Here is a 26,592-nt window from a genome sequence, read left to right on the forward strand (position 1 = left end):
AATAAAAAAGAGGCGCTGTTAAAGCGCCTCTTCAATTCCTTTGTGCCCGAATAAGGGTTTAGTAACGACGGTCACGGGAGCCATATCCTCCTCCGCCACCACGATTACCACCTCCTTTGAAATTATTATTCGGCTGTTTAGGTCTTGCTTCGTTTACCATTAATTGCTTGCCTTCTATCTCGCTGCCGTTTAAACTATCCATAGCCTTGGCTCCTTCTTCCTGATTAGGCATTTCCACAAAACCGAAACCACGGGAGCGGCCTGTTTCATGGTCTTTGATAACCTTAGCGGAGGTAACCTCTCCATAATCGCTGAAGATCTGATGCAGATCCTCATCGGTCAACCTATAATGCAGGTTGGCTACGTAAATGTTCATGATAACTGAAATTAAAAAAATGAAAAATAATATACTGAAGTTATGAAATAAACATTAATAAAGTAGTGATGGTTAAAAAATATTTCCGGCAAGCGTCGCCGGGTACACGGGCAATCATAGGAAGATCCTTTACAGTCAACGTTCTGCCGCGTTTTTTATTCCGTTGAAATAGTTTCTGTTTTACGGCTTTATTATGTTAGTTATTGTTTTTATTTTTCATATGATAAGGGCCGTAAACGGCGCTTCCATGCTGTCATTTACAGGTCCATCCGGCTGACGGGCGTACGATATGTTCCGGTATCGTCCGTTTTATACGCTTCTCATTCCGGCAAACAGGAGCATTTCCGCAGCCCGTTACCCTCAAAACAAGGCCTAACCGGAGACTTCAAACGCGTGGTTCCGGCCCGCCTTTTGTCCTCTTTTTTTCGTAAATTAAGGTAGACCATTAAATTCATTTTTTGTATGGGAAAGCTGAGCGAAACCTGGTTTGCAGACGGGTATATAGATTTTGAACTGAAAAAATACACCTTGTTGTCCTACCTGCAGGAGATTCACCGCGCCTTTAATCAAAACAAGCTGTATCCCCAGCTGGCCGACATCATCTTTCATTTTAACAACCTCCGGGCTTTCCGGGAAAACAAGCAGCTGATGGAGCAGCAGTTTCCCAAACGCCTGACCGGCATCGACCTGGAGAAACTGTTGCTGCTTTACGAAAAAGTAAGCGCAGACGATGAAATGATGCAGGAACTGGAGGAGATTATCGCTTACGCCCTTTCGGCGATGAACGATACGATCCGCGATGGTACGGAGATCTATGAGTTTGTACAGGATAAACTGCGGATTTCGCCGGTGGGACTGGTGCCGCTGGAAAACACTTCCGGATACCTGCTGTTATGCGACGGACGGTACAGTGATACGCTGGTGTACAGCTATCACCTGACTATTTTTGAACGGCATGACGAGCAATACCGCGGTATCCGCACCGAGTACCTGGAGGCTTACAGGAAAGACCTGGTACATACCTGCGAACATATCAAAACCATCCTGATCCGGAAAAACGATCAGTTACCGAATCCGGCCGTATACTGTGTGGAAACTTCCCTGGTACTGCCGGTCAACGAGACGCTGCTGCCGGTGGCTAAACGCAGCCTGGTAAGGTATATCGCCCTCAATGCCGCCTGATCAGTCCAACGGCGGGGTGGCGGTGCCTGCGCTGCCGAACTGTACTTCAAGGGTATGGTCCTTCAGAAAAGGGGCGTAATACTGTTCCATCACCTTCCGGATCTTGTCTTTGGATTGCTGGATGTATATCTGGTTGTTTTGCAGCTGATCACGGGAGGTCTGGTATAGTTTCTTCTGTACAGCGGTATAGGTTTCATCGTCCTGGAACAGGAACCATCCCTTGCGGTTGGCGGTTTCCATTTTATCCACTTTCAGTTCGTAGCTCAGCAGTTTGGGTTCCGGCAGGCGGATAATGATCTTTTTGCTGCTCACTTCCACTTTAAACCGGGTGCTGTCGATATCCACCCCGTATTTGGCCTGATAGGGGATAGAGACCCAGACGGTGTTTTCCAGGAAGGCTTTCTTCAGATTATCACTCCATCCGCCGTTATCTTCGATATTGCTCCGCTTAATGCTGGAGATGCCCTGTACGTCCAGGCTGGCCAGTTCAGCGATCTCTTTTACGATCGTGCTGTTGGAGATCACCTGCTCGCTGACATTCGTGGAACCAAAACGTTTGCCCAGCCAGAAAAGCAGAACGGCCAGTAACAGAAAGACGGCAATATAGAGGATCTTTTTCATGAGGATGATTTGAAAAACAGGACATACAACGCCTGTCCGGCCGTAAATTAATAAAAAGCCGGGAGTATCATATGCGTTTAAGCGTTAACGTTAGTTTACCGGGTAAGGCTGTCAATCAGCGCAGCGTGTTGCGGGTAAGCAGCCTGTAAAGTGGCTTTGTCTGCCAGCTCAAAATCGGCAAAATCGAAGCCGGGCGCCACGGTGCAACCGGTAAGGGCATAACCGCCGGGCACTTCCACGCGGGAGGCAAACCAGTTGCCGGCACGGATGATGACCTGCAGGCTTTCCCCGTTGGGTATGTCACGCCCCAGTTTATGCGCCTGAAGTTGTCCGCCGGGTTCAATCTCATAAATGGTGAGCGTATGGCCGTCATAGAAATGCCAGATTTCATCGGCGGCGATACGGTGAAATGCGGAAAACTGCCCTTCTTCCAGCAGGAAATAGATACAGGTAGACGCGTTGCGGTTGCCCCCCATGCCTGCCGGCAGGGTGCTCATGTCCAGCATCCAGTCAGAACGGTAGGTTTCCAGGAAGGCGCCGCCTTCCACGTGTGGTTGCAGTTTTAGTTGGTCGCGCCAGTGGGCCGCAGAATATTGCATATAGCACCAGTTGATGGGAGAACAGAATGATGGAATAGTTACTTCGTATAGATGTTCGGGTTATGAAGCTGCATAAATTTCTCCGGATTGGGTACTTCGGTGAAGCCGAACTGCCGGTATAATTCGTGTGCATCCTGTGTTACCAGCAGCCATCTCCGCAGGGTTTGCAGCTCCGGGTGGTCCAGGATAGCGTGCATCAGCATTTTGGAAAGGCCCTTGCCGCGATGTTCTTTTACCACAAAAACATCCGCCAGGTATGCAAAGGAAGCCTGGTCGGTGATCAGCCGCGCAAAGCCTATCTGCCGGTCGCGGTGATACAGCCCGAAACATAAAGAACCTGCCAGTGCTTTTTCCACAACACTGACAGGAATATTTTGCGCCCAGTAGGACTCTTTGGCCAGGAAATCGTGTATAACACTGATGTCCAGCCTGTTTTTATCAGTTGAAACTGTATAATCTCCGTCTTTTACAAGGTAAACTGCAGTTGTCATAGTTAGTAACGTTGAGCGTCACTAAATGTAGACATTTTTTTCTAACTCGCCACCGCTACCTGTTGCAGGGGCCGTGCCGGCATATGCGCGATCGTACCCGGAGCATTGTACCAGGAAGGCATTTCGCCGTTGAACTGCAGATGGTCCCGGATAAACATCGCCAGGTTGTAATGGGCCGTAGCCGGCAATTGCCATTGTACCCTTTCTGCCAGCTGCAGCGCGTTGCGGAAACGCACCATGCGGGCAAACAACTGCGGCGGCATACCGATAACGCGGTTAAACAACCGCTCCAGCGTTGGACGGGACAGCTGGAAGGCCTGTGCAAGTTCTTCCACGCTCACATTGCCCTGCCGCGCCAACATATAATCCGCCATCTCGTCTGCCTGTTTCAGGCACGGCGCATCGGCCTGTAATGCCTGTTGCAGGGTTCCGTTCAGCAACGCCGTTATCTCCTGCGGCGCACGCACCTGCTGCAGCTGCCTCCCCAGTTGCGCCCAGGCTGCATTTTCATGCAGGTCCAGGTTACGGTAGTAGTTGGTGAAAGACTGGCCGTCGATGCCCAGCAAACGATAACATCCATAAGCGTTCAACTGTACGATCACCATTCTCACCGGACCGGTTACATGCAACCTGCAGGCGCAGGTAAAATGCCCGGTCACGGCATGACGTGGAACCGTAAACGCAGCATGGGCCGCCGGCGTTATCATGGCCGTTCCTTCCAGCATGAATACCATGTACTGGTCACCCAGCGCAAATAAATGCTGCGGTAACTGAATAGGACCGCGGGAATCATCTTCCCAGTAATAAAACTGCTTGACAAACGGACGCAATGCATCTTCAGGATGACAGATATGGAAGTTCATAGGTACTAAAAATGTGGTGTTAGTGGATATCGCTATCGCTGCAAGTCACACCATACGCTAAAGTGGCGATTATTTATTGTAAATATATGATTTTTGTTAAATATTTTAAAATTTTTTCACGGGTCACGCAAAGAGAATAAGTGAGCAAAGAGCGCCAAGTTTTTATAAGATTATTAAAGAAGCAAAGGGCGGAGATCAAATTTGATCTCCGCCCTTTGCTTTCTAAGCTCGCTTCGGTAATTCTTTATCGACTAAGCTCGTTTCTGTGACTCTTTGTTTCTAAGCTCGCTCATTATAATTCTTTGCGCTCTTTGCTCACTTATTCTCTTTGCGTGCCAAACCCCCAGTTAATGCCTTTCTCCGTAGCAGGCACGCCGGATTCCAGCCATTGCGGCGCGGGAGCGCCTTTCAGGAAGTGGTCGAAGAACTGTTGTTCGCGACGCTGGATATCCTTGCGGTTCTGGCGTTGTACCAGGTTATGGGCTTCGTTGTTATAGTTCAGCAGCCATACGGGTTTGCCCAGCCGGCGTAAGCCGGTGAACATTTCAATGCCCTGGTACCAGGGAACGGCGCCGTCGGCATCGTTGGCCATAATGGCAACGGGCGTGTTCACCTTCGGCAGGTTGAACAGCGGGGAGTTTTGGATATACAGCTCCGGTTTGTCCCACAGGGTGGCGCCGATGCGGCTCTGGGAGTGTTCATACTGGAACTGGCGGTTCATACCGCTTTCCCAGCGGATACCGCCGTAGGCGCTGGTCATATTGGCCACCGGGGCTCCTGCCCAGGCGGCTTTGAAAATATTGGTCTGTGTGATCAGGAAGGCTACCTGGTAACCGCCCCAGCTCTGGCCCTGGATACCCATGTTCTTGCCGTCTACCCACGGTTGTTGGGCGAGGTTTTCCGCTGCGCTCACAATATAGTCGTACGCGCTCTTGCCAGGATAACCGTGCTCATAGGTGATATCCGGTGCAAACACGAGGTAACCGCGGCTAACGAAGAACGGGATGTTCAGCCGCGAAGGCGTAGGGGCCGGCGGTTGGTAGTTATACAGCCCGTCGGTCAGTTTCTCGTAGAAGTAGAAGATAACTGGATATTTTTTGTTCGGGTCGAAGTCTTCCGGCTTGTAGAGGATACCTTCTGACGGTTTACCGGTAAAGGTGTTCCATTTATACAGCGATGCCGTGCCCCAGTTGTATTCCTGTTGCTGCGGATTGGTGTTGCTGATTTTTACCGCTTTGTTCAATTCGCCGGTGTACACGTTGGGCGACTCGATATAGTTGGCGCGCGTGTACGTATAGGCGTTGGCGTCTTTTGCCTTCAGCAGGTCCAGGTAGCTGTTGGGCCCCAGCACCAGCTGTTGCGGCCTGCGTTGTTTATCATTTTTGGCCAGCAGCTGCAGGCTGTAATACCCGTTATATTTAGTGCTGTCCTGGAATGCGGACATGACAACAACATCGCCGGGGGTGTAGTATTTCTGTTCTTCGTCCAGTTTCAGCGCGCGGAGGCGGGTTTTGGTCTGACGGCCCACGCCATAGGTGATCATGGAAGGCGCTGTTTTACCGGTAGGGTCTACCTGCCAGATATCGTAGCGGTCATAGATATATATGTAGCGGTCGTTATTGAGCCATCCTGCAAAACCGTATGGTTCCGGCACGTCCGGATGATCATCTTCTTCGTCAAACAGTTTGGCCGGAATGTCTTTGCTGATGTTCACGACTGTGCCGGTGGCATTGTGATAGCTGAAGTATTGTTTGTCCACCAGGTCGTACCACACGATATACTGACCGTTGGGGGAGATGGAATAGAAGCCGTCCAGTTTTTCTTTGATTTTCTTACGGGTACCGTCTTCCAGGTTAACGAGGTAGCCTGTTTTGAGGGTACGTCCTACCCACTGCAGCTGTATTCTGTGGCCTTTGTCGGTGTATCCGAGGGCGTAGCGGCCGTTGCCTTCTGCCGGGACCACCACGTTCTCGAGGTCCTGGTCGCCCAGTTGGAGGATACGTTTGGTGCCGGGATAATAGACGGCGGCATAGCTTCTTTTCAGTTCCTTGTCGGCGTTTTTGAGCTGCATGGGCTGCAGGTAATCGTCTTTGTAGTTCCAGATGTCCACCTTGGCCACTTCAAAATCCACGATGGTGGTGTCTTTTGCCGGCAGGATGGGGGCGGTGCCGAAGAACAGGCGTTGTCCGTCTTTGCTGAACCAGATCAGGCTGTTGGGGCTGATGGTCCAGCGGGAGGGGATGCCGCTGCTGTTTTTATCGGCCGCGGTGATGGCGCTGTCTTGTCCTGGTTTATAATAAAACAGCTGGTAGAACTGTTGCAGTGATCTGGCGCTGTCGCGGGTGCCGAAATAGGCTGCCTGTTCTCCTTTGTCGTCGAAGGCGAACTGTTTATAGTCGCCGTAGCCGCGGCTCAGGGTATCGGCCTTGCGGGTGGCGGTATGCCACAGCAGTACGCCGGAGCGGGACAGGGAGTCTTTTTTATCGGAGGTGATTTCTATGAGGAGGTTGTTACCGGGTTTGCTGAATGCGTATTCAGCCACGTTTTTCACGGAATCCTGGCTGCCGTCTTTCAGTTGGCGGATCACGAGGGTGCCGTTTTCGTTTTTATCGCTGCCGCTTTTGTCGTCGTCAGCGCGGTCGGTATCTGCTGCTTTCGGGACGGCTTTTCCTTTTGTTTTAGCGCTGTCGGCTGGCTTTTCGGCCAGGTAAGCCAGCCATCCGCTGCCTTTGGCGGGTGTTTTAAAGGATTTGATACCGGGGAATTTCTGCAGGTCGCCGGAAGCGAGGGTCACGATGCCCATGGAATCTTTCGGCATGTCGGCCGGTTTTTTCTTTTTGATGCGGGCCTCGCGGGTGTCTTTGTACAGCGGTTTGATGCTGAATATCACGTACCGGGAATCATTGGTGATCAAGGGGCTGGCGCCGCGTGCGATGGTGCGGGACTGGCCTGTTTTGCGGTCATAGATTACCAGGGACGCGTCGCCTTCCTGTGGTGTGACGGTGTATACCACCCATTGTCCATCGTTGCTGATGAGTTTAGTGCCGATACTCTGCCAGCTGTCGTACACGGTATGGTCCAGCGGTTTTTTGGCAGGTTGTTGTGCATAAGCAAAAGAGGCCCCCAGCAGGGAGAGGGCCAGTAACATATTTCTCATGCGCGCAAAGTATACATTTTTCGGGCAAAAGTGTAAAGACTTTTACCAGCGGCCGGGAGGGCGTATAGAAAGCGAAAGGCCCCCTGACCAATGGTGGGCAGGGGGCCTTCGCTTTTTGTTGTTTCGATTTATCTCATATGCAGATCACACGATAGAGAGGCTTACCAGCCCGGGTTCTGTGTCAGCCTGCCGTCCGGGTAAAGGGCGATCTGGCCGCTCGGGATAGGTTCGAGGTAGTTTTTGTCTTTGAACTCCCGTTCAATCACCGGTTTAACGATGATATAACCATTGGCGTCCCTTTCCGCTTTTTCCGTAGTACCCGCGGGGAACTCCGGAATTTTGGCGCCTCTGATAATATCAGGGTTGGTGGCGGTATTCATGGCAGTGCCAAGTTTCCAGCGGAACAGGTCATATTTGCGGAAGCCGTCGAGCATCAGTTCAGACCTTCTTTCGCGCCTGATTTCCCAGATCAGGGAGCTTACACCGGTTTTGTTTTTGGCGTCGATGATTTCTTTACCGCTTACGCCGGCGCTCTTGCCACCGAGGTATTCCAGCTTGGCCACGCCTGCGCGGGCACGGAGCAGGTTCACCGTTTTGTCCAGGTCGCCCTGGGAAAAGGCGTACTGGCCCAGGTCATTCAGTTCTGCAGCGGCTTCTGCGTAGTTGAGCAGCACTTCCGCCAGCCAGAACAGCGGCGCGTCGGTATCGCCTTTGCTGCCGTCGGTGCTGGCCACCTGCGGGTTCAGGAATTTGGCCGGACGGTAGCCGGTAGAAGTGGTAAGCCCTTTATTGGCTTTTCCTTTATATGCCAGCACGGTGTCCACAGACTGGATCAGACGGCCGTCGCGGTTGGTGAGCGTATGTTTCAGGTCCTCGTCGCCGGCATACTGGGGTGACTGGGCAATGGGCAAACCATCTGTGCATACAAATGATTCCACGGCATCTTTGGAGATTCCATCCATTTGGGTACTGGTGCTCAGGTAGTTGATCAGGCTGTGACCGAGGTAGCCTACTACATATTTTTTGTAGAGGATGGCTTCCTTGTTGCCCGCCAGGTCCATGGAGTTGTAGATGGTCTTATACTGCGGGTTGAGGGTGAAAGGCCCTTTCATCAGCTGGTCGCCGGCATCTTTGGCAGCGAGCAGGAACTTCGCGCCGCCCTGTATATTGTGATACTTGCGCCAGGTCCCTTCAAACAGGCCTATACGGGATTTCAGGGCGAGCGCCACATATTTGTTGACAGTATTCTCCTGGTCTTTCGTGCGCAGGTTGGCAATAGCAAAATCCAGGTCCGCCAGTACGTTGTCCATCACCACGGTACGGGAATCTCTTCCCTTGTACAGGTAGTTTTCGTCTGTAACATCCGGCACTTTGTCCATCCAGGGCACGTCGCCATATTCCCTTACCAGGATATAGTAGCAATAGGCGCGGAAGAAACGGGCGAAGCCTTTCCAGTGGTTTTTGGTCTCATCGGAGGTAGGCACCCTGTCGATGCGTTCCAGCAGCAGGTTGGCCCTGCGGACCATTTCAAAGTTCCATTTGGTGCCGCCGATATCGGAAGGAACGGTCAGCGTAAAGTTTTTTAAGCTGGCGCCTACCTGGTCGTCACTCAAAGAGGTAAAGTAAAAATCCCCAAAGGTGGCGTTGTTGCCATAACCTGAAAAGACGCTGTAGAAGTTCCAGGAGTAGATACGAACGTTGTCTTCTGACTTCCAGAAGTTGTTGTCGTCAAATTTATCAATCTGACCTTTGTCTACGTATTTTTTGCATCCGGTGCCGGTAAGCATGGCTGCAGCAAGTATAACGGGTAGATATATACGTTTTTTCATGTCTGTTTTTTTTAGAAGTTCACCTGTAAACCAAAGGACCATGTTTTCTGGAAAGGCCAGGTTCTGCCGTAGATAGAGCCTTCGCCGGTAGTAACTTCCGGATCGATGGGCACGCCAACATTGGAGAAAGTGGCAATGTTCTGGGCGCTGCCGTATATACGTAACCGTTGTAAGTGGATACGTTTGGCCAGTTCATCAGGCAGGGTGTATCCCAGGGTGATGTTTTTCAGGCGCAGGTAAGACAGGTTGAGCAGGTATTTGGACTGCGGATAGAAGTTGTTGCTGCCGTCCAGTTTGGCCAGGCCGGTCACGTTACCGCCGTTGTTGCCCGGAAAAGGATTAGGATATTTTGCATTCGGGTTGTCCGGTGTCCAGAAATCCAGCTGGTGATCGTACATGATGTCGTTGCCGCGGTACAGCGGGATGGCGATGTCGCCGAGGCCCCAGAAGTCCTGCTGGCCTACGCCCTGTAACAGCACATCGATATCGAACTGTTTAAAGTTGCTGCCCAGTCTCAGGCTGTACTGATAGCGGGGACGGGAGTTACCGATTCTTTTCAGGTCGCCGTGATCGTTCAGGGTGCCTTTACCGCCATTGATGACTTTATCGTCGTTCAGGTCTTTGTATTTAATATCACCGGGACCGTATTTGAAGTTGCCGCTGGCTAGTTTGGACTGGTCGGGGGAACTGCTGACGTCATCTGCGGAAGTGAAGTAACGGTCTGTTTCGAAGCCCCAGATTTCGCCTACCACTTTGCCTTTATAGGCCTGGTTGATCAGCATGGAAGGGTTGTTCCATTCGGTAACAACGGTTTTATTGTCCCAGAAAGCGAGGGTACCGTAAACGGTCCAGTCTTTATTGATCTGGTAGTTACTACCGATGGAAATCTCGTAACCGGTAGTACGCAGGGACCCGTCGTTTATTTTGGGTGCGCTGGCGCCGAGGAATGCGGGTACAGTACGGCTGGTGATCATGCCATTGGTATTACGCTGATACCAGTCAAAAGTGATGTTGATGTTGTTGTTGAACAGGCTGATGTCTGTACCGAAGTCCAGTGTGTTTACTTTCTCCCAGCTGAGGGCGTCGCTTACAATAGCGGGGGCGTCTACGCCCAGCGCCAGGATGTTGCCGTTCATCCAGCCGGTTACGTTGCCGGTTTCCATGGAAGGAATGTAATATTTGCCACCCACGTCGAGGTTGCCGAGTGTTCCGTAGGAAGCACGGATTTTCATGTCAGACAGTACTTTTCTGTAGGGCTGCATGAAATTCTCTTCTGTGATACGGTAACCGGCAGAAGCAGAGGGGAAGAACGCCCAGCGGTTGTTGACAGGGTAGGCGGAGGCACCGTCGTATCTGCCGTTCAGTTCGAGCAACCATTTGTCTTTGTAGGCATAGTTCACCCTGCCGAAGAAGCCGGCATATGCGTTGATATAGTGGAAGCCATTTACGGACTGGTCGCCGATGGCCAGTGTCAGTTCCGGCATGGAAGGATCGAGGACGTTGCGTTTGGTAGCGCCGAAGCCGAGGGTGTCGGTGTCTTCAGCGTTCATACCGGCCATCAGTTTCAGCTGATGGTCTTTACCCAGTTTTTTGTCGTAGGTAGCGTAGATATTGAAGGTGTTTACCTTAAAGCGTCTGCCGCCGTAGCTGGCAAAGTCCTGGCTGGTGGTGGCAACGTTTTCCAATGGCATGGTAGCTGACCAGTAGTTCCACAGGTTGATCTTGTTGGCGGTTTCATGCCTTACAATATTGTCGCGGCCAATGGTGTAGTCCGCACGGATATTCAGGTCTTTGGTCAGTTTCAGGGTAGCGCCCAGGTTCACGCGGGTGTAGTTGTCTACCACGCTGTTGGTGGGAGCGCCTCCCATCAGGCCGGCAGGCGTACGGAAGCCAACACCTTTGTAGGTGCCGTAAGGGAAATAGGCTCCCCAGCGCCACATGTACTGGAAGTAAGGCCAGTATTCAAACGGAAAATCATATTCATAGTTGCGGTACATCATCTTCAGGTCCACGTCCAGCCATTTGGTGGCTTGTGCGCTGATGGCGCCGGTGATGTTGTATTTCTTCAGGCCGTCCGGATTGGGTTTCATTACACCGCTGTTTTGGTTGTAACCGGCAGACAGGTAATAGGATACTCTTTCGCTACCACCCTGTACGTTCAGGTTGTGTATCTGCTGAGGCGTCCATTTTTTGAACATGATATCTTTCACGTCCCATACACGATAGAACAGTGCGGGGTCGTTGGCAGTAGGCAGGTCGAAGTCTTCACCCGGTATCATCTCGTTGCTGGTGCGGTTATGCGCGTATTTAGCTTTCCAGTTTTTGATGCCGGCCAGCGTTTTGGCGTAAGACATGCCAAACGCTTCGGGGGCGAGGCCCGCGCGGGCGGCAGAGTTGATCAGGCCGGGCAGTTCTCTTTCGGGATCTGCGAAGTCGGGCTGGTTCAGGGGGGAGTTCCAGGCGAAGTTATTGGAATAGGTGATGCGGGTAGGCGTGTTGCGGGTACCGGATTTAGTTTTGATGAGTACTACGCCAAACGCCGCACGTGCGCCATAGATAGAAGTGGAAGCCGCATCTTTCAGTACAGATACGCTTTCGATGTCTTCCGGGTTGATCAGGGTGAGGTCCGGTGTTTCCACGTTGTCTACCAGGATCAGCGGACGGCTGGTACCGTTCAGGGAGCCCACGCCGCGGATGTTGATGGAAGGAGTGCCGGAAGCGAGGCCACCGTTGGAGAACTGGATGTTCAGGCCCGGGGAGATGCCCTGTAACGCCTTGGAAGGATCGGTGATCGGACGGCTCTGCATGGTTTTGCCGATATCCACCGTGTTCACTGCACCGGTGAGATTGGCTTTCTTCTGCGTACCGTAACCTACGACCACTACCTGTTCCAGTGAGCGTTCATCAGGGGAGAGCAGGACCTGCAGGTTTCCTTTACCTACCGGAACATCCTGCGGCTGATACCCGATAAAGGTGATGTGCAGCACCAGCGTGCCTGCGGGCGCATCCAGGGAGAATTTGCCGTTGGGGTCCGTTACAGTGCCTTTTTTACCGGCTACCACGGTAGCGCCGATAATAGGTTGCTGGTTATTCTTGTCCAGTACGGTGCCCGTAATGATATTTTGGGCCCATGAACTCGCATAAACCAGCAAAAAAATGAAAGTGAAAAGTAGCCTTTTCTTCATGTTTTTTAGATTTAGATGTTGGCTGTTTTAAAAGTTTTTAATTATAACGTGCTAGAAATTAGATAATTAAACTTTGTATGTTGATCGGTTACTGTTACAGGCAGAACGCAGCTTTTCACTCAGGTACACGGGAATCTTGCATTACTTTGCGTTTTTGTGCATGAAAGTAGGAAAAAAATGAATCAAAAAAAGGCAAATTACAGGAAAATGCGTTTATTTAATGTGAAAAGCGACTAAAACACGCACAATCAATTTGGATTAGATTTTTCTACATTTGTGAACAAGCAAAAAATTCCCCACAGCATGTTGAAAGAAGAGCGCCAGGCGTTTATCATGAAGCAGATCAACCTGCACAATAAAGTGTTGTCAACCGATATCAGCGCCATGCTCAGTATTTCTGAAGATACCGTACGGCGCGACCTCAAAGAGATGGCGGAAGAAGGGAAAGTATTAAAAGTACATGGCGGCGCCATCGGCCGCTCCTTCCATTATCCGTTTGATGAAGGAAACTCTGTATATGCGCAGGCTGCCAAAAAACAAATAGCGGAAAAGACACTGAAACTACTGAAAAACGATATGGTGATCCTCACCGGCGGCGGCACTACCATGATAGAACTGGCCAAAGCCATCCCGGTCAACCTGCGGGCCACCTTTTTTACCATCAGCCCCCTTGTGGCGCTGCAACTGGTGGAACACCCCAACCTGACCGTTATCACCATCGGCGGCCAGCTGTCCCGCAGCTCCCATATTCATATAGGCGCCAGCGTTATTAACCAGCTGTCGGAGATAAAAGTAGACCTCTGCCTGATGGGCGCCAACGGCTTCTCCATACAGGACGGCATGACGGAATCGGACTGGGAAGTGGTACAGGTGAAACGGGCCATGCTGCGGGCCACCAACAAAATGGCCGTCCTCAGCATCGCGGAAAAACTAAATTCTTCCCAACGCATGAAAGTGTGTGACCTGAACCAGATCAACTACCTGATCACTGAACTGGAACCGGATAATCATTTCCTGGGCGCCTACCAGCACCTGGACCTGCAACTGTTTTAACCCGCCACCATCCTGCCGGTCCGGTGCTGCCAGCTAACGCGCGCCATCTGCAGGCCTACGGACAAAATAATACAGGCCAGGCCCGCATAAAAGGCGTTGTTGAGATGTTTGTTCTCATGAAAGAGGATAAACGCCAGCACAATGCTGTATACCGGCTCCAGGTTAAAACACAGGTTGACGGTAAAAGGAGAGATCTTTTTCAGTGCATTCATGCTCAGCGTATACATACAGATCGTACACAGCCAGGCCAGCACCAACAGGTACATCAGGTCGGAAAAGCCCGGTATCACCGTGCTCACCGGGAAATAGCGAAGATAAAAAGGTAAGATCAGCGAGAGTACCACAAAACCGGTGGACAACTCATAGAAAGTAATGGTATTGGTATCGAACCGCTTCACCAGCCGCTTGTTGTACACGGTGAACAGGGCGGCAAACATAGCGGAAATAACGCCGAGCAGGATACCGGTACGGTACTGCGTATCAAAATGAAAGATCAGTAAGATGCCGAAAAGCGTCAGCATAGACAGCAGCATCTCCACCATATCCGGCCTGCGCCGGTTGATCAGCGGATCAAAAACAGCGGTAAACAGGCTGGTGAGCGAAAAACAAATCACCCCGATAGAAACATTGGAGTATTTAATACTGCCGTAGAAGAAAAGCCAGTGAAGGGCTACCACTACGCCGGTAGCGCCGATAGGTACGATCTCTTTAAAGGGAAGTTTGCGGAAAGTGCCCTGCAGGCGGAACAGGATATACATGGTCACAGCGGTAATGAGTAACCGGTACCATACCAGCAGTCCTTCATTGAGGGATATCAGTTTGCCTAAGATGCCGGTAAATCCTGCAAGAAATACAGAAAGATGCAGCTGTAAAAACGCTTTTTTCATAATTACGAATTACGAATTACGGATGACGAATTAAGAATTCAGGAGAGGCAATAACGCCATCTAACCTCCTCAATTCTTAATTCGTCATCCGTAATCCGTAATTTCAATTGGTAACTCTTTTTTTGTAGTTGCGGAAGAGGCTCTGCCACTGAATTTTCAGTACGCCCAGCACCCCTTCTTTGATAATGCCTTTGCTCATCTTGGAATACCCTTCGCGGCGGTCCTTGAAGGTGATGGGCACTTCGGCGATGGTAAAGCCCAGTTTCCAGGCGGTAAATTTCATTTCTATCTGGAAAGCGTAGCCTACGAACTGGATCTGGTCAAGATTGATGGCTTCCAGCACGGTATTGCGGTAACATACAAAGCCCGCAGTGGGGTCTTTTACCGGCATCCAGGTGATCATGCCCACATAGATGGAGGCGCCGTAGGAGAGCACCGCCCTGTCCCAGGGCCAGTTTTCGGTTTTCCCGCCTTTTACGTACCGGGAGCCTACCGCCACGTCTGCACCGCCTTTGGCGCAGGCGTCGTAGAGGCGTACCAGGTCTTTAGGGTTATGGGAAAAGTCGGCATCCATCTCAAAGATATACTCGTAGTTTCTGGCCAGCGCCCATTTGAAACCGTGGATGTAGGCAGTTCCCAGCCCTTGTTTGCCGGAACGTTCTTCCAGGAACAATTGTCCCGGATGTTCGCTTTGCAGTGATTTTACAATATTGCCTGTACCGTCAGGAGAACCATCGTCCACAATCAGGATATGGAAATTCTGCTGTAAGGAAAATACAGCGTCAATGATGTTACGGATATTATCCTTCTCATTGTACGTAGGAATAATGACAAGCTTTTCCAATTCAGCCGATGAAGTTTTGTGTACTGCGAAAATAGTTCAATTACAACGCAAGATACCGCGTTCCTGAAAAATATTACAGTTTTTTTAACATCATATTGTGATAGATTTCTGACAGTTTCTGCTTGGTATTCAGCGGAAAGTCAGCCTTCATCATCCAGTCATAGTATTGAGGCTCAGCCTTCAGCACTTCTTTCACCGGCCGGCCTTTGTACTTCCCGAAGTTGAATACTTCCTGGCCGCCCTGCATCACGATACGGCGGGCAAAGTCGATATACTCTTCTTCTTTGGTAAAGTCTGCCAGTCCTTCGATGTCCTGTTGCAGGTTCTCGTAACGGCCCAGCTGGGCTTCCAGGATCTCGTAGGTGGCCAGCGCATCGGCTTCGGCACTGTGTGCATTTTCCAGCTGTTTGTCGCAGTAAAATTTATAAGCGGCGGCCAGCGTCCTTTTCTCCATCAGGTGGAAAATCCGCTGTACGTCTACAAAACGGCGTTTGGACACATCGAATTCCATGCCGGTACGCAGGAACTCTTCCACCAGCAGCGGAATATCGAAGCGGTTGCTGTTATAGCCTGCCAGGTCACAGTTTTCCAGGAACATTTTCAGTTCGTTGGCAGCCTGTTTAAAGGTAGGCGCATCTTTTACGTCTTCGTCCTTAATGCCATGGATGGCGGTGGACCCGGCGGGGATAGGCATTCCGGGGTTGATGCGTTTAACTTTCGACTGTGTGGTTTTATCAGGAAATACTTTTATGATAGCGATTTCAATGATACGGTCTGTGGCCACGTTCGTACCCGTCGTTTCCAGATCAATTACGGCCAATGGCCTTTTGAGGAGCAAAGAAGGCATGCTATTTAGAAATTTAGAAATTTAGGAATTTTGAAATTTGCGCAAAGGTAGCGTATTATTTGGCTAGCAGCTTCTTCAACGACGGGAAATCCAGTCCGTCATATGTTCCGGAGCTCATCAGCAGGAGGTTGGCCTGGTGATAGTCCTGTGCCTCCAGGAAGGCTTCCAGTTGTGCACGGTCGCTGAACACCTGCAGGTCGCTGCGGCCGAATTTCTCCCGGATCAGCGCCGGCTCGAGGTCGGGCATCCGTTTAATTTCCAGTGCATGTTTGCTGTAGTATACAACGGCCACATCGGCGGGGTCCATGGCGCCTGCGTACTGCGAAAGGAAGCCGGCATTGAGGCTGCTGTAGGTATGCAGCTCCAGCACGGCGATGAGCCGGCGTTGGGGGAACTGCTGTCGGGTGGCTTCCATGGTGGCTTTCACTTTGGAGGGGGCATGGGCGAAGTCGCGGTAAATCACGCTGTCATCGCTTTTGGCCACCAGCTCCAGCCTTTTGGCGGCTCCTTTAAAAGAGGCGATGGCGGCCAGGAACTCCTCGTCAGAAAGGCCCAGCTCGTTACATACCAGCTTTGCTGCGTGCATATTGAGCAGGTTATGCTCCCCGAATACGGCCAGGTCGGCGAACCCTTCGTCGAAGAACACGCGGGTAACGCCCTCCCGGATCATATGGATGGGAGTGGTATACGGCACCAGTTTCAGGTGACGCCCTTCGGCGGCCACCAGGCTGTTGAGTGCTGTATCGGAGCTGTTATAGATCAGTGCGCTGCCGGCTTCCATCTGCCTGATGAAGAGGGCGAACTGTTCTTTATAAATATCGTAAGTGGGAAATACGTTGATGTGGTCCCAGGCGATACCGGTCAGCACGGCTATCTGCGGATGCAGGAAAAGGAATTTGGGCCTTTTCTCGATCACGGAGGCCGGGTATTCGTCGGCTTCGCAGACGATCAGGGGGGCGTCGGTGATGTTTACCGACTGGGAGAACCCTTCCAGTTTGGCGCCCACAAGGTAATCAAACTGCCGCCGGGTATATTGCAGCACATGCATGATCATGGCGGTGGTGGTGGTTTTACCATGACTACCGCCAACGGCTACCCTTGTCTTATTTTTGCTTTCCTGGTAGATGTATTCCGGGAAAGAGTAGATATTCAGTTGCAGTTCACGGGCCCTGATCAGTTCGGGGTTGTCTTCCCGCGCATGCATGCCCAGGATAACGGCATCGATGCCAGGGGTGATACGGGCAGGGTCCCAGCCGATGTTGTCCGGTAAAATACCCGCCTGCCGCAGGTTGGATAATGCCGGTTCAAATATCTCGTCATCGCTGCCGGTTACTTCATAACCTTTCTGTTTGAGCGCAATGGCCAGCTGGTGCATCACACTGCCGCCTATTGCAATAAAATGTACCTTCATACTATTGGGTCATTTAGTTATTTAGGTTATTTAGTTATTGGATTTACGGATTTGGGGATTTTTTGATTTTGGAATTTGAATTAAAGGAGCTAAAACTACCTACACCAGCACAATTTTGGTTGGCCGGATGGTCATCTTCCCGAAATCCCAAAATCAAAAAATCCCCAAATCCGTAAATCCAATAACTAAATGATCAAATATCCAAATATCTAAATGCATCGTTGTTTTTTTTAATGTATTAATTATATTTGCAAAATAACGTTACAAAAGACGATTAAAAAAGTTGTCATTATCATAAATTCCTATGAAATTTCGTTTACCAATTAAATTTTCTCCCATGAAATCGTATGTAAGAATTTTGGGCTGCGCCGGTATGGTTTGTATCTTTGCAGCTTTCTTAACGTCCTGCGCGAGCCACCAGAAACTGGGATGTCCGATGAAGGGGATGGCGAAGGCCCCGGCAGCGACGCATAATAAAATGAGCTAATCATCATGAATTGGAAAACGTTAACCAGTGAGGAACAACTGCAGGAAATCAACGAGGCGTCTGCCCTGCAGCCGGTAGTTATCTTTAAGCACAGCACGCGATGCTCCATCAGCTCCATGGCAAAGTCCCGTTTGGAACGTGCAGTGGCTCCGGAAGGGTTAACGTTTTATTACCTCGACCTCCTGGCTTACCGTGACCTTTCCGGTAAAATAGCGCACCAGTACCAAATACCCCACGAATCTCCCCAGGTGCTACTGATCCGTAACGGCGCCTGTATCTATGATGAAAGCCATACCGGTATCACCATGGATGAGATTGCCTATCACCTGAACGGATAATAGACTAGCTTTGTGCTATATATCGTATAGCACCATGAAACATCGTATAGTAGTAGCAGTTACCGGCGCCAGCGGGTCTATCTACGCCAGGCAGTTGCTCCATAAGCTCCACGCCGCGGCCGGCCAGCTGGATGAGGTAGCCGTTGTCATGACCGAGAACGCCAAGACCGTCTGGCAAACAGAACTGAAGAATGAAGATTATCGCCAGCTGCCCTTTCGTTTTTACACGCAGCAGGACTTCAACGCTCCTTTTGCTTCCGGCTCCGGAAGATTTAATACCATGATCATCTGCCCCTGTTCGATGGGCACCCTGGGACGCATTGCCACCGGCATCTCCAACGACCTGATCACCCGGGCCGCCGATGTGGTGCTGAAGGAAAGACGCAAGCTGATCTGCGTGGTGAGGGAAACACCGTATAACCTGATGCATATCCGCAATATGGAAACCGTGGTACTGGCCGGCGGTATTATCTGTCCCGCCACACCGTCGTATTACAGCCTGCCTGCCACCATCGAAGACGTGGCCGCCACCGTGGTGGACCGCATCATCGACCTGGCCGGGGTGGAACAGCAGACCTTCCGCTGGGGCAGCGACAATAAATAATACAACGGATATAATTATCTTCGTCGTTCATCATTTACTTTCAGCATTATCATGAAGATAGCCATCATCAACGGGCCTAATCTCAACCTGCTGGGCAAGCGGGAGCCAGGTATCTACGGCAGCGAGTCTTTTGAAGATTATTTCCGGCAGCTGCAAAAAGCTTTCCCCGCAGTGGAATTCAGCTATTTCCAGCACAACGTGGAAGGAGAGATCATCAACTATCTCCATCAGACAGGCTTTTCCCACGATGGCATCCTGCTTAACGCCGGCGGCTATACGCATACTTCCGTAGCCATCCGCGACGCCATCGCCGCTATCAAAACACCGGTGATAGAGATCCACATCAGCAACGTATACGCCCGGGAAGAGTTCCGGCATACCTCCCTCATCGCGCCTAAGTGCGTGGGCTCTATCTGCGGCCTCGGCATGAAAGGATACCGCCTCGGAGTGGAATATTTTGTTCAGCCATCATAAGCATAGTGGTTGCCTAATGACCGCGGCCCGGGAAATTCCTCCCGGGCCGCGGTGTTTTCAGGCATACCGGGGATTGTCCCGGTACCACTCCAGGTGCCCGCTGATCAACCAGTCCAGCCGCAGCGCATAATCCTTCACCGCGGTATTCCATGGGCCAAAGTCCGGCCAGCCGGCACACAGCTGCAGGTAGGCCGCTACCTGCTCCCGGCGCATATGCAGGGCAATGCGATAAGCCTCTTCCAAAGGGCAGCGGTGTTCATGCTGTAAAACCGCCACCAGGTTCATCGCCTCCAGGCTGCGCTTTTCCTTGTCAAAAGACAGCAGATCATTGTCCCACGTAGTCAGCCGGCTGACGAAAAACCTGCGCTGCTGAATGGCCGGATGCTGAAACACCTCCGCAGGAAGGATACAGCCGGATACCACCTCCACCAGGTCAATGTAGGGATAGGCGGCGCCTAATTTCTCCCGCAGCCCGATGTATTCCGCCAGCCGGGGATAGGTCAGCTCCTGCTTGTAGCTGTACTGTTTTTCGAGCAGCTGGCCTTCAAAGAAATATTGCCAGCTTTCGAGGTAGCGTGCCTTCCAGGCTGCTGCCTGGTTGTGAAAGGCCAACTCATGGTGCGCTATGGCAAACTGGTGCAAAATGCTCTCTTCTTCCTGAGCAGGGAGATCGCCCCGGAGAATGCCGGTCAACCGGTCCTGCACCGCTTTCAGCTGTGACAGCGGCAGCCGGGCATAAACATCGTCAAAGACAAAGACCCACACGAGGAGGCGGGCAAGAGGAATCAGCAGCCGAAAAGGACAATCCGGATACCAAAGGGCCGTCAGCCGGCCTAATTGAGCGGCTTTAAACTGGCTGCGCGCATCCTGCGGCAGGAAGGTGTAGGCGTCTGCAAATGCAGGTATCTCTTTTTCAATCAGGACATGGTCAGGATGGATCCTTGAGGGAAAAGGATACTGCAGTTCAGTAAATAATGACTGCATCATAAAAAGGGTTTTCGTTACGGTAAATATACAGCCGCCCATAGCAAAGGCGCAACCCCGTAACCCAGCAGCCGGAAAAAGTTGTATATGTCCCTGGAAATTAGTTTCTTGCGGTCACTCAAAAAAAATAACCCAATATCCAAATAACCAAATATCAATAATCTCTACAGCAAAACCATTACTATGAAAAACACCTTGTTAAGCGGTAAACTGCTCGTTTGCCTTTGCTTCGCCGCCCTCTTTTTTACGGCCTGTAGCAAGAACGATGACCCTGCGCCTCCCATCCCGGTGTACAACATGGACACCCTGTATGCGCGTGCAGTGGCTGACGCCATGGTGGCCGACAGCAGCGAAATCTCCAATGCCCTGTGGCCGATCACTGCAGATAACCCCAACCTGCAATGGAAAACCATCAACGGCCAGAGCTATGTGCTGATGGCCACTTTCATGCGTTTCCCTTCCAGTTACCCCGAAGGAGATTCTATCACCAATACCTGGGGCGAAGCCTGGCTGTTTATCCCCAAACAGATGAAGAGCCGCATCGGGCAGGATTTTAAGCCCGGTTCCGATACCGTACAGCGTATCTGTCAGCTGCTTGGCCTGCCGCCGGTAAATGCTAAAACCAATACGCATATCGCTGAAGTATGGGTGAAAGCGGCCCGTTTGTACCGCCCTGCGGGCAATCCGGCTATTAACACCACCACTACCGGGTATGCGCTGGTCAACGGCGTATCGGCTGATTACACCACCTGGTTTAACAACTACATCATTTTTGCATATTACCGCCCGCTGGTCACCAACACGGACTATCATTATCCATGGACCCGTATGGGATATACCTATGACTGGGCGCCGGGCGCAAGTGAAGTGGGGCTGAGCGAGTATGTGGAACTGCCTTCGTCCGGCATGTGGGTGGAGAAAGTACGCAGGGCTGCCGACTACTTCCGTTAGTCAATTACGAATTACGAATTGAGGGCTTCCTTACAGAGCGGTTATTTAATAACCTTTCCAAAAGGGAGCCCTCAATTCGTAATTCGTAATTCGTAATTGATTTAGAGGTATTTAAAGTTTGTTTTTGGCGTGATCTGCAGTAATGTCTGGTAGATCAGCTGAATTGTGTTTTCGATGTCGTCGCGTTTTACCATTTCCACGGTAGTGTGCATGTAACGCAGCGGTAAGCTGATCAGCGCAGACGGCGTACCATCGTTGGAGTAAGCGAAAGCGTCGGTATCAGTACCGGTGCTGCGGCTTACGGCATGCAGCTGGTAGGGGATGTCGTTTTTCTTCGCGGTCTTGATGATCAGGTCGCGCAGGATATTGTGTACAGCCGGGCCATAGGTAATGCTGGGACCACCGCCGCACTTGATTTCTCCTTCGATGTTCTTATTGATCATCGGCGTGGTGGTGTCATGGGTTACGTCGGTGATGATGGCCACATCAGGCTTGATGCGTTTGGCCATCATTTCGGCGCCCCGCAGCCCTACTTCTTCCTGTACGGCATTAACGACATACAGGCCGAAAGGCAGTTCTTGTTTTTTCTCTTTCAGCAGGCGGGCTACTTCTGCGATCATGAAACCGCCGATACGGTTGTCGATAGCGCGGCAGATAAAGTAGTCGTAGTTCAGTTCCTCAAAACCATCTTCAAAGGTACATACGCAGCCTACATGGATGCCCAGGTCTTCCACCTCTTTACGGGAGCGGGCGCCGCAGTCCAGGAAGATGTTCTCTACTTTGGGTTGTGGTTCTTTGCCGTCGCCGCTGCGCAGGCGGGTGTGGATGGCGGGCCAGCCGAAGACCGCTTTGACGGTACCTTTTTCGGTGTGGATATTTACCCGCATGGAAGGTGCGATTGCCTGGTCGGAGCCGCCATTACGGATCACATAGATCAACCCTTCCGGAGAGATATAGTTGACGAACCAGGAAATTTCATCCGCATGGGCTTCAATCACCACCTTGAAAGGGGCTTTGGGATTGATAATGCCTACCACGGAGCCGTAGGCGTCTACCTGGTGTTCATCGATATACGGTGTCAGATATTTGAGCCACAGCTTTTGTCCTTCTTTCTCAAAACCGGTGGGAGAGGGATTATTCAGGTAGTCTTTGAGGAATGCCAGCGATTCCTTCGTGAGTATGGATTTCTGTTTTTTGGACATAGTAATATCGCTTTTTGAGACCGGACAAATGTAGCAAATTACCCATTATGACAAAGGCTTCTTTACGGGAAGAGGCTGACCAGCACCAGGTGGAGCAGGGCCGACAGTGCCATCAGGCCGTCCAGCCCGAAATAGAACAGGTAATCGGACGGGTCGTGGTGGGCTTTCTTTGTCAGCAGGGCGGTCACCAGCACGGGCGCCAGCAACGTGCCTATTATCGGAACGGAGGTGTAAGGGCCCAGCATTACGCCGCTCAGGGCGGAGAGCAGGAGGGTGATATAATAAAGCCGGTTGAGGCTTGGGTAGTCGAGATAGGTGATCAGGCTGCGGATACCTTCTTTTTTGTCGGACTCCAGGTCGCGGAAATCGAAGAGGATGCAGATGGCATATATCAGCAGGAAACGATGCAGCGTAAAGAGCACCAGCGGCCAGGAGAGGCCCTGGTTGGCCACAAAGGCGGGCAGCAGCGTGGTCACATAGGTCCATACCGCTGTAAGGAACAGTGTCTTGCCCACGGCTATCCGGCGCAGCCAGGTGAAGGGCTTATAAGGCACTTTAGGGGCGGAATAGAGGAAGGTGAGCACAGCGCCGCCGCTGAGTACCAGCCAGTGGCTGCGTAGCGGCCAGAAATAAAACAAGGCGCCCGCCAGCCCGACGCCACAGAGCATCAGCATAAGATCGCGGTACCGGTCCACCCACTGAAGCCGTTCTGACGATGAATAGGAGCCGGGTGTCAGGTACCAGTGAAAATTATAACTGCAGATAGTGGAGAAGAAAACGAAAAGATAAAAGGTCTGTCGCGGATACTGCAGTTCCAGCAACTGATTGGTCTGCCATATCATCAGCAGCGCGCATAAGGCAATGAATACCGATGTAAAGAGGATGAAATTAAAAATAGACTTCATCAATTACGAATTACGAATTACGAATTACGAATTGAGGATCACTATTACGCTCCAATTCGTAATTCGTAATTCGTAATTCGTAATTGATTATAAAGGTATGTTACCGTGTTTTTTTCTTGGCATGTTCACCACTTTATTTTCCAGCATTTTGAAACCCTTGATGAGTTTGGCGCGGGCCTGTTCCGGCAGGATCACCTCGTCGATATATCCTTTTTCGGCCGCCAGGTAAGGGTTGGCGAATCTCTCCGTATAGTCGGCCACCAGCTCGTTGGTACGGGTTTCCGGGTCCGGAGCGGTGTCTATTTCTTTTTTATAGATGATTTCCACGGCCCCTTTAGCGCCCATAACGGCTATCTCTGCCTGCGGGAAAGCGTAGTTGAGGTCGGCTCCGATATGTTTGGAGTTCATTACGCAGTAGGCGCCGCCGTAGGCTTTGCGGGTGGTGACGGTGATTTTGGGCACGGTGGCTTCGCAGAGGGCATACAGCAGTTTGGCGCCGTTGGTGATAATACCGTTCCATTCCTGGTCAGTGCCGGGCAGGAAGCCGGGCACGTCTACCAGTACCAGCAGGGGCACGTTGAACGCATCGCAGAAGCGGGTAAAACGGGCGCCTTTCACGGAAGCGTGGATGTCGAGTACGCCGGCCAGCACAGCGGGCTGATTGGCCACAATACCGATACTTCTGCCGCCGATGCGCGCGAAGCCCACGATGATATTGTCGGCAAAGTCTTTATGTACTTCAAAGAAGCTGTCGGCATCGGTCAGGTGGGCGATCACTTCTTTCATATCATAAGGCTGGTTGGGGCTGGCGGGTATCAGCGTGTTCAGGGCTTCCCGCAGCTCGTTGCCGCCTTCGTAAGGATATACGGGCGCTGTCTCCTCGCAGTTTTGCGGGATGTAGCTCAGCAGTGTTTTGATGTTCTGGATACATTCCACCTCGTTGGCGCAGGCGAAATGGGTCACGCCGCTTTTGGTGGCGTGGGTCTGGGCGCCGCCCAGTTCTTCGGAGGTCACTTCTTCATGGGTGACGGTTTTCACCACGTTAGGGCCGGTCACGAACATGTAGGAAGTATTTTCCACCATCATGATGAAATCGGTGATGGCAGGAGAGTATACGGCACCGCCGGCGCAGGGGCCCATGATGGCCGATATCTGGGGAATAACGCCGGAAGCGCGGGTGTTGCGGTAGAAGATATCGGCATAACCGCCCAGGCTGACCACCCCTTCCTGTATGCGGGCGCCGCCACTGTCGTTCAGGCCCACCAACGGCGCGCCGTTCTGCATGGCGAGGTCCATGATCTTGCATATTTTGCGGGCATGCGGTTCGGAGAGGCTGCCGCCATATACCGTGAAATCCTGAGAAAAGACATAAGTAAGCCTGCCATTGATAGTACCGTAGCCGGTCACCACGCCATCGCCGGGAAACTGCTCCTGGTCGGTGGTAAGACCGCGGTTACGGTTATGCACCAACATGTCCAGCTCTTCAAAAGAACCTTCGTCCATCAGCAGTTGAAGCCGCTCGCGGGCGGTCAGCTTGCCTTTCTTATGCTGGGAAGCGATCCTTACTTCTCCACCGCCTAACATGGCTTCTTTAATCTTCGACTGTAATTCCTCGATCTTATTCATATGCGGAAAATGAGTGATAAATCTGAACCAAAAAATAAAGGATTCCTTTTAAGGAATCCCTGCGGTTGTAAATGTAATGTTTTTGAAAGATTATCTGTTCCGGCGGAACGGAAATTTTGGCGTAGACACGGTATCGCTGATATTACCTGAATTGTCGCGCAGGTAAACGACATAATGCGCGCTGTCGCCGGGAGCAGGGTTATAGGCCGTTGCAAAATCAATCTCTCCGAAAGGCATGATCACATCGGCTTTTATGCTGTTACCCCTGTTTTGCCCGATTTTAGGCATTTTAAAGAAGGTCCAGAGCGTATCCTTGTTGATGGCTTGTTCACTGTCTTTGAGCATCGCTACCCCGATGCTGTCCTCAATATCTCCATCTCCGTCTTCCACCCGCATGGTGAGAATGAACTGTTGGGTCTCCGGGGTGATGCTGTCTGGTTGATAGCTTTTAAAGTATAGCAACGGTTTGGCGCCGACATTATCTTTTTTACAAGCATAGAGCAAACCCACGGCCAGGAGCAAATAGAGAATTTTCTTCATAAAACAAACCTACATTAATTTAGGAAATATACAAATAATCGGCTATCCCTGTCTCTCCAACGAAAAACGTTTTTTTTGGGACATTTGTTACTTGCTTCGGCTAAAATTATTCTTCTCCCTACCTTTGTGATCTTTAAAGACCGATATACATGCGCGTAGTTTCGCCCGATCATATATTTTCCCTGAAGCCGGAAGAGCTGGAGACCGCCGCCCTGGAACTGTTTCGTTACCAGTACCAGGAGAACACGCTTTACAGGGCTTATACCGACGCCCTGCGGATACAGCCGGGCAGGGTGACCAGCATCCTGGAGATACCCTACCTGCCCATCCAGTTTTTTAAGTCCCATTCCGTGGTGTGCGGACAGTTTGAGCCGCAGCTGATCTTTGAAAGCAGCGGTACCACCCAGACGGTCAACAGCCGGCACCTGGTGAAAGACGCCGCCATCTATACCCGCAGCTTTATGACGGCTTTTGAGCAGTTCTACGGGCCGGTAACGGATTATGTGGTGGTGGGCTTACTGCCTTCCTACCTGGAGCGGCAGCATTCCTCGCTGGTATGTATGGTGCAGGAGATGATCGTCCGCAGCGGCCATGAAGAAAGCGGCTTTTACCTGTACGAGCATGATAAACTGTACCAGCAGCTGCAATGGCTGGAGGCGCGGCAGCAGAAAGTGCTGCTGATCGGCGTTACTTTCGGCCTGCTCGATTTTGCCGAAAAATATACGTTATCCTTACAGCATACCATTGTTATGGAAACGGGCGGCATGAAAGGCCGCCGGGAAGAATGGACCCGTGACGAGGTGCATGCTTTCCTCAAAGAAAGGTTAGGCGTTACCGTTGTACATGCCGAATATGGAATGACTGAACTGTTGTCGCAGGCGTATTCCCGGGGACAGGGCTATTTCGAGGCCCCTTCCTGGATGAAAGTGCTGCTGCGGGATGAAAATGATCCTTTCCAGCTGACGGCCGGCAAAGGGTCGGGGGTGATGAACGTCATCGACCTGGCCAATATTTACTCGTGTGCTTTTATTGCTACTGAAGATATCGGGAAAATTCATGCCGACGGCCGTTTTGAGGTGCTGGGGCGCCTCGATAATTCAGCCCTGCGCGGCTGCAGCCTGATGGCCGTTTAATTT

At 51.4% G+C, this 26,592-nt stretch carries 24 protein-coding genes; 7 read left to right on the top strand and 17 right to left on the bottom strand.

Features of this window, described 5'->3' with window-relative positions; genetic code table 11:
* Nucleotides 1–58: 58 nt before the first annotated feature.
* Complete coding sequence (rbp, locus tag HF324_RS08760) at nucleotides 59–376, bottom strand: RNA-binding regulator (RefSeq protein ID WP_078672202.1); 318 nt, start codon at nucleotides 374–376, stop codon at nucleotides 59–61.
* A gap of 462 nt (nucleotides 377–838) precedes the next feature.
* On the opposite strand from rbp, the gene HF324_RS08765 reads away from it, so the two are divergent.
* On the top strand, nucleotides 839–1,558 hold the full coding sequence (locus HF324_RS08765; protein ID WP_168811505.1) for a hypothetical protein: 720 nt from the start codon (nucleotides 839–841) through the stop codon (nucleotides 1,556–1,558).
* On the opposite strand, the gene HF324_RS08770 is transcribed toward HF324_RS08765, so the two are convergent.
* The 7 genes from HF324_RS08770 to HF324_RS08800 form a co-directional block, all read right to left on the bottom strand.
* Nucleotides 1,559–2,179, bottom strand: coding sequence for a DUF4230 domain-containing protein (locus tag HF324_RS08770; RefSeq protein WP_168811507.1), 621 nt, complete (start codon nucleotides 2,177–2,179; stop codon nucleotides 1,559–1,561).
* A gap of 95 nt (nucleotides 2,180–2,274) precedes the next feature.
* Complete coding sequence (locus tag HF324_RS08775) at nucleotides 2,275–2,778, bottom strand: cupin domain-containing protein (RefSeq protein ID WP_168811509.1); 504 nt, start codon at nucleotides 2,776–2,778, stop codon at nucleotides 2,275–2,277.
* 38 nt (nucleotides 2,779–2,816) lie between these two features.
* Nucleotides 2,817–3,269, bottom strand: a complete 453-nt coding sequence (locus HF324_RS08780) for a GNAT family N-acetyltransferase (protein WP_168811511.1) — start codon at nucleotides 3,267–3,269, stop codon at nucleotides 2,817–2,819.
* Between the two features lie 41 nt (nucleotides 3,270–3,310).
* Nucleotides 3,311–4,132 carry a DUF6597 domain-containing transcriptional factor gene (locus tag HF324_RS08785; protein WP_168862325.1) on the bottom strand — a complete coding sequence of 274 codons (822 nt, stop codon included), beginning with the start codon at nucleotides 4,130–4,132 and terminating at the stop codon, nucleotides 3,311–3,313.
* Between the two features lie 319 nt (nucleotides 4,133–4,451).
* Complete coding sequence (locus HF324_RS08790) at nucleotides 4,452–7,289, bottom strand: S9 family peptidase (protein WP_168859588.1); 2,838 nt, start codon at nucleotides 7,287–7,289, stop codon at nucleotides 4,452–4,454.
* 161 nt (nucleotides 7,290–7,450) lie between these two features.
* A complete protein-coding gene (locus HF324_RS08795; protein ID WP_168859589.1) occupies nucleotides 7,451–9,118 on the bottom strand; it encodes a RagB/SusD family nutrient uptake outer membrane protein in 1,668 nt (555 codons plus the stop codon).
* 11 nt (nucleotides 9,119–9,129) lie between these two features.
* Entirely contained in the window at nucleotides 9,130–12,303 is a 3,174-nt protein-coding gene (locus HF324_RS08800) for a SusC/RagA family TonB-linked outer membrane protein (RefSeq protein ID WP_168802064.1), read from the bottom strand.
* A gap of 303 nt (nucleotides 12,304–12,606) precedes the next feature.
* Here HF324_RS08800 and HF324_RS08805 point away from each other — a divergent pair, with 303 nt between their 5' ends.
* Nucleotides 12,607–13,356: a DeoR/GlpR family DNA-binding transcription regulator gene (locus HF324_RS08805; protein ID WP_168802065.1), complete on the top strand. Its 750-nt coding sequence runs from the start codon at nucleotides 12,607–12,609 to the stop codon at nucleotides 13,354–13,356.
* Here the strand turns inward: HF324_RS08805 and HF324_RS08810 are convergent.
* From HF324_RS08810 to HF324_RS08825, 4 genes are all read right to left on the bottom strand, one after another.
* The gene (locus HF324_RS08810) at nucleotides 13,353–14,243 is read right to left on the bottom strand and encodes a DMT family transporter (protein WP_168802066.1); all 891 of its coding nucleotides are present in this window, start codon (nucleotides 14,241–14,243) and stop codon (nucleotides 13,353–13,355) included. The genes HF324_RS08805 and HF324_RS08810 overlap by 4 nt on opposite strands.
* A 103-nt stretch (nucleotides 14,244–14,346) precedes the next feature.
* Complete coding sequence (locus HF324_RS08815) at nucleotides 14,347–15,087, bottom strand: polyprenol monophosphomannose synthase (RefSeq protein WP_168802067.1); 741 nt, start codon at nucleotides 15,085–15,087, stop codon at nucleotides 14,347–14,349.
* 73 nt (nucleotides 15,088–15,160) lie between these two features.
* Entirely contained in the window at nucleotides 15,161–15,934 is a 774-nt protein-coding gene (locus HF324_RS08820; RefSeq protein WP_168802068.1) for a 3'-5' exonuclease, read from the bottom strand.
* Between the two features lie 55 nt (nucleotides 15,935–15,989).
* On the bottom strand, nucleotides 15,990–17,345 hold the full coding sequence (locus HF324_RS08825; protein ID WP_168802069.1) for a UDP-N-acetylmuramate--L-alanine ligase: 1,356 nt from the start codon (nucleotides 17,343–17,345) through the stop codon (nucleotides 15,990–15,992).
* A gap of 492 nt (nucleotides 17,346–17,837) precedes the next feature.
* On the opposite strand from HF324_RS08825, the gene ytxJ reads away from it, so the two are divergent.
* Genes ytxJ through aroQ form a run of 3 tightly spaced genes read left to right on the top strand, consistent with a single transcriptional unit; the run spans nucleotide 17,838 to nucleotide 19,248 of the window.
* Nucleotides 17,838–18,170, top strand: coding sequence for a bacillithiol system redox-active protein YtxJ (gene ytxJ / locus HF324_RS08830; protein WP_168859590.1), 333 nt, complete (start codon nucleotides 17,838–17,840; stop codon nucleotides 18,168–18,170).
* 34 nt (nucleotides 18,171–18,204) lie between these two features.
* Complete coding sequence (locus HF324_RS08835) at nucleotides 18,205–18,774, top strand: UbiX family flavin prenyltransferase (RefSeq protein WP_078672218.1); 570 nt, start codon at nucleotides 18,205–18,207, stop codon at nucleotides 18,772–18,774.
* A gap of 51 nt (nucleotides 18,775–18,825) precedes the next feature.
* Nucleotides 18,826–19,248: a type II 3-dehydroquinate dehydratase gene (aroQ, locus tag HF324_RS08840; RefSeq protein ID WP_168802071.1), complete on the top strand. Its 423-nt coding sequence runs from the start codon at nucleotides 18,826–18,828 to the stop codon at nucleotides 19,246–19,248.
* A gap of 57 nt (nucleotides 19,249–19,305) precedes the next feature.
* Here the strand turns inward: aroQ and HF324_RS08845 are convergent, their stop codons facing one another.
* Nucleotides 19,306–20,235: a terpene synthase family protein gene (locus HF324_RS08845; RefSeq protein ID WP_168859591.1), complete on the bottom strand. Its 930-nt coding sequence runs from the start codon at nucleotides 20,233–20,235 to the stop codon at nucleotides 19,306–19,308.
* A gap of 180 nt (nucleotides 20,236–20,415) precedes the next feature.
* Between HF324_RS08845 and HF324_RS08850 the strand changes: the two genes are divergently transcribed.
* On the top strand, nucleotides 20,416–21,183 hold the full coding sequence (locus HF324_RS08850; RefSeq protein WP_168802073.1) for a hypothetical protein: 768 nt from the start codon (nucleotides 20,416–20,418) through the stop codon (nucleotides 21,181–21,183).
* A 101-nt stretch (nucleotides 21,184–21,284) separates the two neighbouring features.
* On the opposite strand, the gene HF324_RS08855 is transcribed toward HF324_RS08850, so the two are convergent.
* The 4 genes from HF324_RS08855 to HF324_RS08870 form a co-directional block, all read right to left on the bottom strand.
* The gene (locus tag HF324_RS08855) at nucleotides 21,285–22,385 is read right to left on the bottom strand and encodes a M42 family metallopeptidase (protein ID WP_168802074.1); all 1,101 of its coding nucleotides are present in this window, start codon (nucleotides 22,383–22,385) and stop codon (nucleotides 21,285–21,287) included.
* Nucleotides 22,386–22,447: 62 nt separating this feature from the next.
* Entirely contained in the window at nucleotides 22,448–23,290 is an 843-nt protein-coding gene (locus HF324_RS08860; protein ID WP_168802075.1) for a UbiA family prenyltransferase, read from the bottom strand.
* 87 nt (nucleotides 23,291–23,377) lie between these two features.
* Nucleotides 23,378–24,916 (bottom strand): acyl-CoA carboxylase subunit beta, encoded by a 1,539-nt coding sequence (locus HF324_RS08865; RefSeq protein WP_168802076.1) that lies wholly within the window; start codon nucleotides 24,914–24,916, stop codon nucleotides 23,378–23,380.
* Between the two features lie 90 nt (nucleotides 24,917–25,006).
* A complete protein-coding gene (locus HF324_RS08870; protein ID WP_168802077.1) occupies nucleotides 25,007–25,456 on the bottom strand; it encodes a hypothetical protein in 450 nt (149 codons plus the stop codon).
* Between the two features lie 149 nt (nucleotides 25,457–25,605).
* Between HF324_RS08870 and HF324_RS08875 the strand changes: the two genes are divergently transcribed.
* The gene (locus HF324_RS08875; RefSeq protein ID WP_168802078.1) at nucleotides 25,606–26,589 is read left to right on the top strand and encodes a LuxE/PaaK family acyltransferase; all 984 of its coding nucleotides are present in this window, start codon (nucleotides 25,606–25,608) and stop codon (nucleotides 26,587–26,589) included.
* Nucleotides 26,590–26,592: the final 3 nt, after the last annotated feature.

Origin of the sequence: Chitinophaga oryzae (assembly GCF_012516375.2) — a bacterium.
GTDB classification, from domain to species: domain Bacteria; phylum Bacteroidota; class Bacteroidia; order Chitinophagales; family Chitinophagaceae; genus Chitinophaga; species Chitinophaga oryzae.

What these genes read in the sequence shown, in the direction of transcription:
- HF324_RS08810 (WP_168802066.1), bottom strand. Translation starts at nt 14,243, where the DNA reads ATGAAAAAAGCGTTTTTACAGCTGCATCTTTCTGTATTTCTTGCAGGA.
- HF324_RS08780 (WP_168811511.1), bottom strand. Translation starts at nt 3,269, where the DNA reads ATGACAACTGCAGTTTACCTTGTAAAAGACGGAGATTATACAGTTTCA.
- HF324_RS08770 (WP_168811507.1), bottom strand. Translation starts at nt 2,179, where the DNA reads ATGAAAAAGATCCTCTATATTGCCGTCTTTCTGTTACTGGCCGTTCTG.
- HF324_RS08860 (WP_168802075.1), bottom strand. Translation starts at nt 23,290, where the DNA reads ATGAAGTCTATTTTTAATTTCATCCTCTTTACATCGGTATTCATTGCC.
- rbp (WP_078672202.1), bottom strand. Translation starts at nt 376, where the DNA reads ATGAACATTTACGTAGCCAACCTGCATTATAGGTTGACCGATGAGGAT.
- HF324_RS08820 (WP_168802068.1), bottom strand. Translation starts at nt 15,934, where the DNA reads ATGCCTTCTTTGCTCCTCAAAAGGCCATTGGCCGTAATTGATCTGGAA.
- HF324_RS08865 (WP_168802076.1), bottom strand. Translation starts at nt 24,916, where the DNA reads ATGAATAAGATCGAGGAATTACAGTCGAAGATTAAAGAAGCCATGTTA.
- HF324_RS08835 (WP_078672218.1), top strand. Translation starts at nt 18,205, where the DNA reads ATGAAACATCGTATAGTAGTAGCAGTTACCGGCGCCAGCGGGTCTATC.
- HF324_RS08845 (WP_168859591.1), bottom strand. Translation starts at nt 20,235, where the DNA reads ATGATGCAGTCATTATTTACTGAACTGCAGTATCCTTTTCCCTCAAGG.
- ytxJ (WP_168859590.1), top strand. Translation starts at nt 17,838, where the DNA reads ATGAATTGGAAAACGTTAACCAGTGAGGAACAACTGCAGGAAATCAAC.
- HF324_RS08765 (WP_168811505.1), top strand. Translation starts at nt 839, where the DNA reads ATGGGAAAGCTGAGCGAAACCTGGTTTGCAGACGGGTATATAGATTTT.
- HF324_RS08870 (WP_168802077.1), bottom strand. Translation starts at nt 25,456, where the DNA reads ATGAAGAAAATTCTCTATTTGCTCCTGGCCGTGGGTTTGCTCTATGCT.
- HF324_RS08775 (WP_168811509.1), bottom strand. Translation starts at nt 2,778, where the DNA reads ATGCAATATTCTGCGGCCCACTGGCGCGACCAACTAAAACTGCAACCA.
- aroQ (WP_168802071.1), top strand. Translation starts at nt 18,826, where the DNA reads ATGAAGATAGCCATCATCAACGGGCCTAATCTCAACCTGCTGGGCAAG.
- HF324_RS08795 (WP_168859589.1), bottom strand. Translation starts at nt 9,118, where the DNA reads ATGAAAAAACGTATATATCTACCCGTTATACTTGCTGCAGCCATGCTT.
- HF324_RS08805 (WP_168802065.1), top strand. Translation starts at nt 12,607, where the DNA reads ATGTTGAAAGAAGAGCGCCAGGCGTTTATCATGAAGCAGATCAACCTG.
- HF324_RS08855 (WP_168802074.1), bottom strand. Translation starts at nt 22,385, where the DNA reads ATGTCCAAAAAACAGAAATCCATACTCACGAAGGAATCGCTGGCATTC.
- HF324_RS08790 (WP_168859588.1), bottom strand. Translation starts at nt 7,289, where the DNA reads ATGAGAAATATGTTACTGGCCCTCTCCCTGCTGGGGGCCTCTTTTGCT.
- HF324_RS08785 (WP_168862325.1), bottom strand. Translation starts at nt 4,132, where the DNA reads ATGAACTTCCATATCTGTCATCCTGAAGATGCATTGCGTCCGTTTGTC.
- HF324_RS08825 (WP_168802069.1), bottom strand. Translation starts at nt 17,345, where the DNA reads ATGAAGGTACATTTTATTGCAATAGGCGGCAGTGTGATGCACCAGCTG.
- HF324_RS08800 (WP_168802064.1), bottom strand. Translation starts at nt 12,303, where the DNA reads ATGAAGAAAAGGCTACTTTTCACTTTCATTTTTTTGCTGGTTTATGCG.
- HF324_RS08875 (WP_168802078.1), top strand. Translation starts at nt 25,606, where the DNA reads ATGCGCGTAGTTTCGCCCGATCATATATTTTCCCTGAAGCCGGAAGAG.
- HF324_RS08850 (WP_168802073.1), top strand. Translation starts at nt 20,416, where the DNA reads ATGAAAAACACCTTGTTAAGCGGTAAACTGCTCGTTTGCCTTTGCTTC.